Annotated in this window: 14 protein-coding genes; 9 read left to right on the top strand and 5 right to left on the bottom strand. The window is 37.4% G+C overall.

What is annotated here, in order from left to right; all coding sequences use genetic code 11:
- Window positions 1-67 precede the first annotated feature (67 nt).
- Window positions 68-2,698: a cyanophycin synthetase gene (gene cphA / locus SOP96_RS17805; RefSeq protein WP_326322241.1), complete on the bottom strand. Its 2,631-nt coding sequence runs from the start codon at window positions 2,696-2,698 to the stop codon at window positions 68-70.
- Between the two features lie 197 nt (window positions 2,699-2,895).
- Between cphA and SOP96_RS17800 the strand changes: the two genes are divergently transcribed.
- The 3 genes from SOP96_RS17800 (at window position 2,896) to SOP96_RS17790 (ending at window position 5,076) form a co-directional block, all read left to right on the top strand.
- Window positions 2,896-3,786, top strand: a complete 891-nt coding sequence (locus SOP96_RS17800) for a cyanophycinase (protein ID WP_326322240.1) — start codon at window positions 2,896-2,898, stop codon at window positions 3,784-3,786.
- A 91-nt stretch (window positions 3,787-3,877) separates the two neighbouring features.
- Window positions 3,878-4,720 carry an isoaspartyl peptidase/L-asparaginase gene (locus SOP96_RS17795; protein ID WP_326322239.1) on the top strand — a complete coding sequence of 281 codons (843 nt, stop codon included), beginning with the start codon at window positions 3,878-3,880 and terminating at the stop codon, window positions 4,718-4,720.
- A gap of 98 nt (window positions 4,721-4,818) precedes the next feature.
- Window positions 4,819-5,076, top strand: a complete 258-nt coding sequence (locus SOP96_RS17790; RefSeq protein WP_326322238.1) for a YtxH domain-containing protein — start codon at window positions 4,819-4,821, stop codon at window positions 5,074-5,076.
- A gap of 268 nt (window positions 5,077-5,344) precedes the next feature.
- Here SOP96_RS17790 and chrA read toward each other — a convergent pair whose 3' ends face one another.
- From chrA to SOP96_RS17770, 4 genes are all read right to left on the bottom strand, one after another.
- Window positions 5,345-6,475 (bottom strand): chromate efflux transporter, encoded by a 1,131-nt coding sequence (gene chrA, locus SOP96_RS17785; RefSeq protein WP_326322237.1) that lies wholly within the window; start codon window positions 6,473-6,475, stop codon window positions 5,345-5,347.
- Window positions 6,476-6,501: 26 nt separating this feature from the next.
- Window positions 6,502-7,854 carry a histidine--tRNA ligase gene (hisS, locus tag SOP96_RS17780; protein ID WP_326322236.1) on the bottom strand — a complete coding sequence of 451 codons (1,353 nt, stop codon included), beginning with the start codon at window positions 7,852-7,854 and terminating at the stop codon, window positions 6,502-6,504.
- 139 nt (window positions 7,855-7,993) lie between these two features.
- A complete protein-coding gene (locus tag SOP96_RS17775; protein ID WP_326322235.1) occupies window positions 7,994-8,446 on the bottom strand; it encodes an HRDC domain-containing protein in 453 nt (150 codons plus the stop codon).
- Between the two features lie 19 nt (window positions 8,447-8,465).
- Entirely contained in the window at window positions 8,466-8,798 is a 333-nt protein-coding gene (locus SOP96_RS17770; RefSeq protein ID WP_326322234.1) for a single-stranded DNA-binding protein, read from the bottom strand.
- 206 nt (window positions 8,799-9,004) lie between these two features.
- Here SOP96_RS17770 and SOP96_RS17765 point away from each other — a divergent pair, with 206 nt between their 5' ends.
- Genes SOP96_RS17765 through SOP96_RS17740 form a run of 6 tightly spaced genes read left to right on the top strand, consistent with a single transcriptional unit; the run spans window position 9,005 to window position 12,636 of the window.
- The gene (locus SOP96_RS17765; RefSeq protein WP_326322233.1) at window positions 9,005-9,607 is read left to right on the top strand and encodes an HPP family protein; all 603 of its coding nucleotides are present in this window, start codon (window positions 9,005-9,007) and stop codon (window positions 9,605-9,607) included.
- A 5-nt stretch (window positions 9,608-9,612) separates the two neighbouring features.
- Window positions 9,613-9,957, top strand: coding sequence for a hypothetical protein (locus SOP96_RS17760; protein WP_326322232.1), 345 nt, complete (start codon window positions 9,613-9,615; stop codon window positions 9,955-9,957).
- Between the two features lie 19 nt (window positions 9,958-9,976).
- Window positions 9,977-10,882, top strand: coding sequence for a TIGR01777 family oxidoreductase (locus SOP96_RS17755; protein WP_326322231.1), 906 nt, complete (start codon window positions 9,977-9,979; stop codon window positions 10,880-10,882).
- A 20-nt stretch (window positions 10,883-10,902) separates the two neighbouring features.
- On the top strand, window positions 10,903-11,484 hold the full coding sequence (gene nudK, locus SOP96_RS17750) for a GDP-mannose pyrophosphatase NudK (RefSeq protein ID WP_326322230.1): 582 nt from the start codon (window positions 10,903-10,905) through the stop codon (window positions 11,482-11,484).
- A 24-nt stretch (window positions 11,485-11,508) separates the two neighbouring features.
- Window positions 11,509-12,087 carry a hypothetical protein gene (locus SOP96_RS17745; RefSeq protein WP_326322229.1) on the top strand — a complete coding sequence of 193 codons (579 nt, stop codon included), beginning with the start codon at window positions 11,509-11,511 and terminating at the stop codon, window positions 12,085-12,087.
- A gap of 15 nt (window positions 12,088-12,102) precedes the next feature.
- Window positions 12,103-12,636 carry a hypothetical protein gene (locus SOP96_RS17740; protein WP_326322228.1) on the top strand — a complete coding sequence of 178 codons (534 nt, stop codon included), beginning with the start codon at window positions 12,103-12,105 and terminating at the stop codon, window positions 12,634-12,636.
- The last annotated feature ends 111 nt before the right edge of the window (window positions 12,637-12,747 follow it).

The raw sequence follows: 12,747 nt of genomic DNA, 5'->3' as shown, positions 1-12,747 counted from the left end.
TTTTTTTGGGGGTCTTYTTCTWTGCCGCCGAAACTTTTACGTAAAGCCGAAACTCTTAGAAATATAATTATACCATTTTATCGTCTTCCATTAATTCTCTGGTCTGGTAATCCTGCACCAGATCAATCGCATTGGAAATTACGTCGCTTAGAGCGGTGATAAAAGTACCTTCTTCCGCCATTCCCATCGCATGCTTCAGCGCTTCAATCTCTTTAGGAATAATTTCATAGCTTACATCTTTTCCGGAAGACTGCATTCCCTCGATGATTAAACCGTTAATCTCATCTTCCGTTCGTCCACGGAGATGCTTTTCATTTCGGATGATGATATGATCGAACATTCTTCCTGCGATTTTCCCGCATTCCCTGATATCACCGTCTCTACGGTCTCCTACCCCTGAAATAATTCCTATTTTTTTTGTTGCTTCAACATTTTTAAGATAATCTTCAATAGCCTCATAACCGGATGGATTGTGTGCAAAATCAATCAGAACCTTGAAATTTTTAAATTTAAATACATTCAGTCGGCCGGGAGTAAGCTGTGCACTTGGAATGAAAGTCCTCAATGAATTGGAAATATCTTCAATTCCGAATCCATATAAATAACATGCAAGACTTGCAGCCAGAACATTTTCAATCATGAATTTGGCTTTGCCTTCCATCGTAATCGGGAAATCTTTTGCCTTGCCGATTCTTATTTTCCAGTCTCCTTTCTTGATGGTTACAAAACCTTCCTCATAAATACAGGTAATTTTCCCATCCTTCGCAAATTTCTGAATGTGTGGGTTGTTTTCATTCATACTGAAAATCGCAACCTGACTGTCAAGATCATTAACAATTTTCATGGAATATTCATTATCGGCATTTAAAATACTCCATCCGTTTTTCTTAACACTGTCTAGAACCACTCTTTTTACACGGGTAAGATCTTTCAGGTTGTGGATGTCATTCATCCCGAGATGATCTTCTTCAATATTGGTTAAAACCCCGATATCACATTGCGAAAAACCAAGCCCGGAACGTAAAATTCCGCCGCGTGCCGTTTCAAGCACAGCAAACTCTACTGTAGGATCTTTTAAAACAAATTCTGCGGAAAGCGGTCCTGTAGTATCCCCTTTCGAGAGCATGGTATTCTGGATATAAATTCCGTCTGAAGTGGTAAATCCTACCCTGTATCCGTTACTTTTTACAATGTGTGAAATCAGTCTCGTAGTCGTTGTTTTACCGTTAGTTCCCGTAACGGCAATAATCGGTATCGTAAAAGGTTTTCCGGGTGGATACAGCATGTCTACCACCGGAGCGGCAACATTTCTCGGCAATCCTTCACTTGGCGCCAGATGCATTCTGAATCCCGGCGCGGCATTTACTTCAATAATGGCACCGCCACTTTCTTTTAATGGCTGCGTAAGATTTTCGGCCATGATATCAATTCCACAGACATCAAGACCTATTATTTTCGAAATTCTTTCCGCCATAGTGATGTTTTCAGGATGTATCATATCCGTTACATCAATTGACGTACCTCCCGTTGAAAGATTCGCTGTAGACTTCAGATAAACGACCTCACCTTTCTGTGGAACGGTTTCCAAAGTGTAATTCATTTTCTCCAAAAGTTCGGTAGTATCTTTATCGACATTAATTTCGGTTAAAACATTTTCGTGTCCGTACCCTCTTCTCGGATCTTCGTTTTCTTTCTCTATCAGTTGCTGAAGATTAAGTTCACCATCACCGACAACATGAGCCGGAACTCTTCTCGCAGCAGCAATCATTTTATTATTGATTACCAGTACCCTGAAATCGTAACCGGTAATATATTTCTCAACAATAACTTTTTTAGAATATTTCTGGGCATGTTCCAGTCCGATTTTAGCAGATTGCCAGTCGTTAACATTAATGGAAGAACCTTTTCCGTGATTTCCGTCCAAAGGCTTAATAACCACGGGATATCCTATTTTCCGAACAACGCTGTCAAGTCCTTCTTCATCTGTAACCAAATCTCCCATCGGAACAGGAATAGCAGCATCATGCAGCATTCTTTTCGTAAGCTCTTTATTGCATGCAATATCTACAGCAATAGAGCTTGTTTTTCCGGTAATGGTGGCCTGAAACCTCTGCTGATTTACACCATAACCAAGCTGTACCAAAGAGTTTGTCCCTAATCGAATCCATGGGATTTTTCGGGAAACAGCCTCTTCAACAATGCTTCCGGTGGAAGGTCCGAGGCGAACCCTTTCGCGGATCTCTTTAAGCTTCTGAATACACGAATTAAGATCATAATCTTCACCTTTAATCAAAGCTTCAGCAATTTTTACAGATTCTTCCGCAGCAAAAATCCCTGCATTTTCTTCAATATAATTAAATACGACATTGTACACTCCGGGTGTTTTGGTTTCGCGTGTTCTTCCAAAGCCCACTTCCATTCCGGCCAGCGTCTGAATTTCCAGGGCAATGTGCTCAATAACGTGGCCCATCCATGTTCCTGTTTCTATACGATGGAAAAAACCTCCTTCTACTCCCTCAGAACATCTGTGCGTAAACAAAGAAGGTATTAGTTTTTCTATCCTTTCTCTGAATCCTTCGATTTTATTGGTAGGGAAATTTTCCATTTCTTCCAGATCCAACCTCATCTGTATCAGCTTCTTTCGTCTGATACTCCAAATATTCGGGCCGCGCAATGCCTGTATTTTTTCAATTTTCATAGCCTATTTGCATTTTTAATAGTTAACAATAACTGCATTTAAAATCAAAGATAATGCAAAACCCTAAACAAAACTATACCACGCTTGAATATTTACTAAAAATAATCTGCATTTTTTTATCATTCTAAAATCCTCAAAATCAATTTTATCTGTGCTGGATTTCTTCAACTGTCAATAATTTTTTAAATTTGCACCCTATGACGAAACCTGTTGGAAAATTAATTGTAATTGGTGGTGCAGTAAACAAAGGGAGTTTTGCAGAGACCGATTTTGATCAGAACATCGAAAAAAACCTGAATTTTTTTGAGCGAGGAATACTTAGAAAAATCATCAACGAGTCTAAGCATAAGGAAAATTCTGTCATTGAAATTATCACGACAGCCTCACAGATTCCTCAGATTGTAGGCTCAGAATATAAAAAAGCTTTTGAATTTTTAGGAGCAAGAAATGTAAATATACTTGATATTCACAACCGAGAAGAAGCCAATTCTGATGCCATTGTTGCAAGGGCAAATGCTGCCGATGTTGTGATGTTTACTGGTGGAGATCAGCTTCGTCTCACCAGCATTCTGGGAGGAACAAGATTTCATGATACCATTTTACTGAAATACCAGGAACAGGATTTTATTTATTCCGGAACTTCTGCCGGAGCTGCTGCTGCTTCTGAAAACATGATTTATCAGGGAAGCAGTTCTGAAGCTCTTTTAAAGGGTGAAATTAAAACCACACAAGGATTGGGATTAATTGACAATGTCATTATTGACACGCACTTTGTACAGCGCGGAAGGATCGGAAGATTGTTTCAGGCAGTGGTCAATAATCCGAGAACGTTGGGAATCGGGCTTGGGGAAGACACCGGTCTTTTTATTTACAATGATGTCATGACGGCCGTAGGTTCCGGACTGGTAATTCTGGTTGACGGAAGATTCATCAAGGACACCAATCTTACCAATATCAACCTTGGAGAGCCTATCTCTATTGATAATCTAACGGTTCATGTAATGTCCATGAATGATCATTATGATCTTACTACAAAAGTATTGACTATAGAGAATTCTCAATTTAATCCTATTCCGCAGGATAAATAAAAGCTATTTATACATAAATTTTATACGGCATTTACAGAATCATAGCTGGTTTTGAAAAATTTGGCTATCTTGTTTCCTAAATAACAGTACAATGAAGATAATCATTCACGGAGGATTTTTTTCCGAAAGCGATCAGAGTCATGAAATAAAAACAGCCAAACAGGAGTCTTTGAAAAATATCGTAAAAAAGGCTTTTGATTTTCTACAGAATAATTCTGCTTTGGATACGGCTGCTTTTGCAGTTTCTATGCTGGAAGACGATGAACTCTACAACGCAGGTATCGGTTCCCAGATCCAAAGTGACGGAATCATCAGGATGAGTGCTGCAATTATGGATGGCGAAACGCAAAAGCTTAGCGGAGTTATCAATATTCAGGATGTAAAAAATCCTGTTTTTGTTGCAAAAGAGCTGATGAAGGAAGATGACCGTGTCTTGGGCGGAAGCGGTGCTAAAAAATATGCTGCAGCTCATGGTTTTGAAAATTTTTCTACTGAAATTCCTAAAAGAAGAGCAGAATACGAAGAAAAATTAAACAACGGCGGAAAAGGTACTGTCGGCTGCGTAGCGATTGATAAGGACGGAAAATTAGCCGTTGCAACATCTACCGGAGGAAAAGGATTTGAAATTCCGGGAAGGATTTCGGATTCTGCAACCGTAGCCGGAAATTATGCCAATTCTTTCTGTGCCGTCAGCTGTACCGGGGTTGGAGAAGATATTGTAAGCAATGCCACGGCAACAAAGATTGTAACAAGAGTAACCGACGGAATGTCTCTGGAAGATGCTTTCGACAAAACTTTCGACGAACTGAAAACGATTGATGGTTTTGCAGGAGCCATTGCCATCGACTACCATGGAAATATGTATCACCGCGATTCTTATCCCACTATGGTTTTTGCAAGTTTTGACGGCGAAAATTTAGAAACCTTCCATTAACTTTAACATTATTTTATAGTTCTGATATTTTTTTTGGCACGTATTTTACATGATTACTAACAACAAATTTTAATATTAACATTTAAAAAATAGAAATCATGGGAAATAAGACAAAAGGTTTATTGGCACTGGTTGGATTGGGAGCATTAGCATACTGGAAGTATAAAAACTCAAGCCCTGAACAGCAACAAATGGTAAAAGATAAATTTAATAATGCAAAAGACAACCTTAACAAATGGGGAAATGATATTAAAGACAGAGCCAACAATGTTGCTTCCCAAGTTCAGGAAAAAGCAGGTGAATTTAAAAACAAAGCGCAGGACACTGTAAATAATGCACAGGAAACCGTAAGCTAAGACTAGTTATTTAACATTCATATATTCAGAAAAGTCATTGTAAATCATTTTTACGATGACTTTTTTTCTGCTTTTATAGCAAAAACCAAAGGAAATTTATTCCAAATTTTGATATTCTGCACTTCCTTTTTTCAAATTCTACAACATATCTGAAACAAGGGTATGACAACCAGTCGAATTCTTTAAAAGAATCAATGTTGAGATTATTAATAAAGCTTTGCTTTACTTCAAGGCTAATTTATATTGAGTGAGATAAGGCAATTACTTTTTATAATAAGGCTAGTAAATATCCCATTCCTGAACCCAATACAATAACAAGAGCAGTGTTAATCTTCCTGTATCGAAAACTTATAAAAAGACATACCACAGCAATAAGAATAGTACGCCAGTCGGTAACGGTTTCTATTCCCATGCTGATACAGACAGAGACAATAATGGCTACAGAAGCTGCATTTACGGCATCTAGGAATACCGAAAAGATTTTAGAATTCCTCATTTTCTTTACCAAAGGATTGAGTAATGCGACAAAAAGGAATGAAGGTAAAAAAATTCCCAGGGTTGAAACCGCAGCTCCGGCCCATCCGTTAATCTGATACCCGATAAATGTTACGGATGAAAAAACAGGCCCTGGAGTAAATTGCCCTACTGCAATGGCATCAATAAGCTGTTTCCGGTTCATCATTCCGTTGCTCACAAGCTCTGCATCCAGAAAGGCAAATAATACGTAACCGCTTCCGTAAAGAATAGATCCGACTTTTAAGAAAATAAGGAAAAGCTTAAGATTTAAGGCAGACATAAAATTATTTTCAGCCCCTTGTAAAGAAATAATGGGAATCAGATTTCTCAGATCCCCGGATTTCCCGGAACGGATAAAAAAAAGAAGGAGATAAAGAAATCCTGCTCCAAAAAGAAGAAAAATTTCATTGTAACCTAATAGCGATCCTACTAATACAAGCAATCCTAAAATAATAAGAGAAGCAGACTTAAAAGATTTTTCAGCTAAAGGAAAAATGGCCGATAAAATCACTGCAATGATAGCTGGCTTAATTCCATAAACTAAAGGCTGAATTTCCGGCAGTGTCCCATATTTTTTATAAAGCCACGCAAATATCCCGGTTATAAAAACTGCAGGAAATATAAAACACACTCCTGCAGTTATTAATCCTTTCCAGCCTGCTTTTTCTATTCCGATATGGATGGCCATTTCCGTACTGTTGGGTCCGGGAATTAAATTGGTAGCTCCTATCAGATCCAGAAAATGTTGTTGGGACATCCATTTTCTTTTGGTAACCACCTCATTCTGCATCATGGATATATGGGCAGCGGGTCCTCCGAAACCAATTATTCCCAGCTTGAGAAAAAGTTTGGCTATTTCTTTTAAATCTTCTGTATTTTTCATGGCCTTACAGAATTCTCAGAATATAGTTAGTTGCTTAAAAACTCCTCTAAAGAAACGGTTTTTTGTTCTCCTATTTCAAGATCTTTATAGGTAACATTTCCGTTCTTGATTTCTTCTTCTCCCAGGAAGACCAGATTTTTAATTCCCTTTTTTTCGGCGTAGGTAAACTGTTTCCCGATCTTGGCAGATTCAGGATACAGTTCTGCAGAGATTCCTTTTTCTCTTAACTGCTTTATTAATTTCAGGGCTTCTATGGTTTCATTACCGCCAAAATTGGCAAACAGGTATTCTACTTTTGAGGTTGCCTCTTCAGGGAACAGTCCTAACTCTTCCATGACAAGATAAATCCTGTCTAAACCAAAAGAAATTCCGATTCCCGGAATATTTTTAACCCCGAAAACCTCCGTAAGGTTATCATATCTTCCGCCACCACCGATGGACCCCATCTGAACCTCATCCGCTTTTACCTCGAAAATAGCTCCGGTGTAATAATCCAATCCTCTGGCAAGCGTAATGTCAAATACCAAATTCTGGATATTAACGCCTAAATTTAATGACTGAGTGATTACAAATTCCAGTTCCTCAACACCTTTTAATCCTGTTTCATTTCCTTTGAACTTCTCTTTTAGCTGTAAAAGATTTTCCAACGCATCATCTGACTGTTCAAAAAGGAAATCCAGTTTATCGATAGATTCCTGAACAATTCCTCTGTCAAGAAGTTCTTTTACAACACCGTCTTTACCGATTTTATCTAATTTGTCGAGAGCAACTGTAAAGTCGATTAATTTATCTGTGATTCCTGCAAATTCCGCAAGGCCTGAAAGAATCTTTCTGTTATTAATATGAATAGTTACAGAGAGCCCCAAATCTGCAAATGATTTAAGATATAACTGTACCAGATCTATTTCCTGCAGAAGGCTTTCACTTCCCACCACATCGGCATCACACTGGTAAAACTCCCTGAACCTTCCCTTTTGAGGTCGGTCTGCTCTCCAAACCGGCTGAATCTGGTAACGCTTGAATGGAAAAGTCAACTGATTATGGTTCATCGCCACAAATCTTGCAAATGGTACAGTAAGATCATAGCGTAAGGCTTTATCTGAAATTTGTGAAGTTAATTTCTGATGATTTTTATCTTCCCATTCCTGTTGATTCACTTTTGAAGTATAATCTCCCGAATTTAAAATCTTAAAAATAAGGCGATCTCCTTCTTCCCCATATTTCCCTGTTAATGTCGAAAGATTTTCAAAGCTTGGGGTTTCCAATGGCTGGAACCCGAATAATTCGAAGTTTTTCTGTAAAATATTGATGATGTATCTTCTTCTTGCAACTTCCGATGCGGTAAAATCTCTCGTCCCTTTTGCTAAACCTGGTTTCATTCTATAATTGATAAATGATGATTAATGTATAAGTGTTGCAAAAATAAGGAATTGAACTGACTTTAAAGCTAAAATCAAAAGCCGGAGAAACAATCTTCTCCAGCTTTGAAACGATTCATCATTTGTGTTTTGTCGAATATCATATACTTTCTAAAATTTCAAGAATTTCTTCGCCATAGTTTTCTATTTTATGCTTTCCGAATCCTTTAATATCCAGCAGCTCTTCTTTTCTGGCAGGCTTGTACTTCGCTACGGACATAAGTTCTTTATTAGTGGCAATAAAATAGCCCGGCAGATTCTGCTCTTTTGCTTTGTCGGATCTCCATTCTTTCAGGGCGGAGAGAATTTTCTCTTCATCGGAACTCAGCTCTTCACTTTCTGCGGCATATTTTGCGTGCCTGGATTCTTTTACCGTTGTGGCAGTTGCTTTCAATGCTTCAAAATACAGGAATACCGACCAGTAATTTTCATTATTTACAAAAGCGGTTTCCGTTTTTACAATCTGATGGCTTTCGAGAAACTCATCCAAAACAAGCTGATCGTGATGCAAAAACTCGTGATCCAGCCTTACTTTAAAAACTTTTACTTTCATCGCCTGTGTCTTTTAACTGTTATTTGCCTCCCAGAAGCAGAATTTCATCTACCCTGATTTCCGTGATATAGCGTTTTACGCCGTCTTTATCGTCATACGATCTGTACGTAAGCTTTCCTTCGATGGCAATTTCTTTTCCTTTCGTAACATATTTCTGAAAGATTTCAGCTGTTTTCCCGAAAGCAATCAGATTGTGCCATTGCGTTTCTTCTACTTTTTCACCTTTTGCATTGGTGTAATAATCGCTGGTTGCAAGAGATACAACCGCTTTGCTGCTTCCGTTTTCGAAGTTTACGATTTCAACTTCTTTTCCTGTGTAACCAATCAATGTTACTTTGTTTCTTAGTGACATAATTTTATTTGTTATTTAGATTAATATTCAGATCCGAGACGTTCACTGTTTTCCCGGATCTCTGTTGCAAAGATTGGGGAAATCAAAAACATAAGTCGGTATCAAATTATTTAAATTCGTTTGTAGTCGTTTGAAAACGACTATAAAAAACAATCAACATCGTTTAACCGTTTGAAAACGGATAATTATTGTATCTTTGGTTATCTATGAAAAAAGCAATTAAAAGAACATTCAGGGTATCAAAATATATAATTTATAGGGAAACGCTTGTGGATTACAAGGAACATTTCTGGTCTTTTCTGGGTGCTTTTTTCGGGATCGGAATTATTGCTTTTATCCAGTCGCATTCTGTATCGGCAACAGAGAATATTTTTCTGATCGGATCTTTCGGAGCCTCAAGCGTTTTGATTTACGGAGCGATTCAGAGTCCGCTTGCGCAGCCGAGGAATTTGGTAGGAGGCCATGTCATATCAGCTTTAGTAGGTGTTACGGTCTATAAAATTGTTCCTGATATTATCTGGCTATCAGCTCCTCTTGCTGTTGCTTTTTCTATTGTCCTGATGCAGTACACCAAAACCCTTCATCCTCCGGGCGGCGCTACGGCACTGATTGCGGTGAGTTCCACGGGAAAAATTCCTGAACTGGGATATTGGTATGTTTTGTCACCGGTACTTACCGGTTGTCTTATTTTATTACTTACAGCACTTTTTTTCAACAATATCACTTCCAACAGAAGCTATCCTGCTCACAGCAGATTCATGAGGCTGCTAAAGAAAAAACATGCTCAACCACACAAATTGAAAAAATAAAAATTATGAATTGTCTCGAATGCGGCGAAAAAATCATCGGGAGATCAGACAAAAAGTTTTGTAATGATGCCTGCAGGAATGCTTACAACAACAAACAGAATAAGGATTCCAGCAACCTGATGCGTACTATTAATAACAGACTCCGCAAAAACTACAGAATTCTTGCTGAGGTGAATACAGACGGAAAAGCAAAAGTTCCCCGATCCAGGCTTGATGGCTTAGGTTTTGATTTTGATTATTTTACGAATCTGAAAGTCTATAAAAATGGTTCTGAATATAAATTCATATACGATTATGGTTATAAACTTTTGGATGACGATTTTATTTTAATTGTTAAAAGCCAAACATAATAGTAAATCGCAGTTATTCATGAAAGATATTATCCTCATTACCGGAGCCGGCGGACTTATTGCCCGTGAACTTGCCAAAAGGCTTGAAAAAAACTATACCGTTCGCTTTTTAACCAGAAAGAAAAAACATAGTAATGAATTCGAGTGGAATATTAAAAACAAAACGATTGATGATGCAGCTTTTGAAGGAATTTCCCACATCATTCATCTTGCAGGAGCCAATATCTCTGAAAAAAGATGGACTGATGAACGAAAAAAAGAACTTATTTCCAGCAGGGTTGATTCTGCCGATCTGATATTAAAAACATTACAACTGAAAAAAATTACGCTAAAATCTTTTATATCTGCTTCGGGAATCAATTATTACGGAACAAAAACGACCGATACAATCTTCACTGAAAATGACGGCCCGGGAAATGATTTTCTAAGTGAAGTTGTGGTATTGTGGGAGCGTGCAGCCGATCAGTTTAAGGAACAGAACCTTGCGGAAAGAGTGGTGAAAATCCGTACGGCGGTGGTGCTGTCTGAAAAAGATGGAGCTTTAAAGAAAATGCTTCCGACTATCAAAATGGGAATTGGTTCAGCTCTTGGAAACGGAAAACAGTATATGCCCTGGATCCATATTGATGATATTTGTTCGATTTACGATTTTGCACTGAAAAACCCGGATATCGACGGAGCATTTAATGCCGTTTCTCCACAGCATACGACGAATGAAAATTTAACCAAAAAAATCGCTGAGGTTCTAAAAAAACCTCTTTTCATGCCGAATGTTCCGGGGTTTGTTTTAAAACTTATTTTCGGTGAACTGGCCGATGCATTACTGGAAGGTTCAAGAGCTTCTGCAGAGAAAATTCAAAAGGCAGGTTTTCAGTTTAAATTCACCGATTTAAAAAAAGCTTTAGAAAATTTATTGCAAAAATAATTACCAAGATTATACAATCCATGCACAATACAAGCGTTCAGATAGAAAAGACTGAAATATTATCAGACAACTGGTACACTTTAAAAAAAGTAACTTTCAATATTCAGAAAAAAGACGGCAGCTTTCAGCAGCAAAGCCGCGAAGCGTATGATCGCGGAAACGGTGCAGCCATTTTGTTGTATAATAAAAGCACGGGAAATGTAATCCTTACCAAACAGTTCAGATTGCCTTCTTTTCTTAACGGGAACGAAACCGGAATGATGATTGAAGTGTGCGCCGGACTTTTAGACAACGATAATCCCGAAGAATGCATTAAACGGGAAACCGAAGAAGAAACCGGCTACAAAATTTCCTATGTTGAGAAAATTTTCGAGGCGTATATGTCGCCGGGTGCTGTTACGGAAATCCTTCATTTTTTCATCGGTGAATATTCCAATGATATGAAAATACATAATGGCGGCGGACTTCAAGACGAAGGCGAAGATATCGAAGTGCTTGAAATTCCTTTTGAAGAGGCCTTAACAATGATTGAAACCGGAGCCATTAAAGATGCCAAAACCATTATGCTTCTGCAATATATAAGACTTAAAAATATTCTTTAAATCTTAATTAAAATTAATAAAATCATGAAATTATTATACACAGCCAGCCTTACGATACTTTTATCAACCTCTTTTTTTGCCCAGAAAACAGAAAAGCCAGGATCTAAAGATAAGGCTGCCATCGAACATTTTAAAAATGATTATAAAAAGAAAAACTATAAAAAGTTTAACGGAAATATTGTGGTAAAAGATAACCAGATCCTATTTGACAATAAAATTATTTTTTATGATAAATCTGATAAAATCACGAAAAATATTCTTCAGGAGGGATTAATTTATCCTCAACTTCTAACGGATTTCCAGGTTGATAAATTTGAAAATGAAGACAGCGACAGAACCCAGAAACGATTTGCAAAACTGCAAAAAAACTGGAAGATCGCTTTCGATGTAAATAATATAAAGCTTTACAATGCTTCCGAGCTTATTTTTTTAAGCAATGATGACAAGGTGAAACGCTTCAAAATATTGTGTAAAGATCCTAAGTTCCCCAACACAATGGTATATTATATTGAACTCACCAATAAAAATGCTGTGAAAGATACTCCGATTCAGTATTTTATTAAGGATGCTAAAGTGACGCATATTTATCAGAAGACGGAGTAATTGAGTTGATTTAAAATGAATTTTTTAGATTATTTCCATGCTGTATGTGAGTTCAGGCAGCTGCATCCTGTAGTGAAAAACGTGGCTTTAAGAACCAATGATGCTGAAATAATTTCAGTTAAAGATGCTCTGAACGGTTTAAGGGAAAAGCTGCAACAGCAATATAAAGAAATCAATAATATTCCATTTACAGTAGTAGCTTCCCGTGGTATTATGAATCTTCCCAATGTTTTATACGCCTGCATTCTTCCTCCGGGTCAGCTGGTTCGCAATGGAATTTATACTGCTATTTGCTTTGACATATTGGGTAGGGGCGCATTGGTTGGCTGTGTGGAATCTAAAGTAACGTCAAAAGGCTTAAAAACCGTACAACGTAAAACAGGTTCTACATTATTGTCTATTGATGTAGACGGCTCCAGTGGCCGTACAAAATATAATAATGTTTTTGTAAACCCTGTTGAATTTTATTATCCTGTTGATGAAATTAAAATATTGGATGAACATATTCAGGAATCAATGAAGCTTTCATTGTTATTCTTAGATTTATGATTTAATACATTAGATTAAATTAGGCTTAAATTAATATTATTTTATTAAAACAATTAATAATGAATAAGTTATATTCCAATTAAATAGCTTAATTTTGCATCCCGAAAAAAG

This window comes from Chryseobacterium salviniae (assembly GCF_035819015.1).
Taxonomy (GTDB): domain Bacteria; phylum Bacteroidota; class Bacteroidia; order Flavobacteriales; family Weeksellaceae; genus Chryseobacterium; species Chryseobacterium salviniae.
Note: the sequence above shows the minus strand (reverse complement) of the source record. Positions and strands in the feature narration are given on the sequence as shown.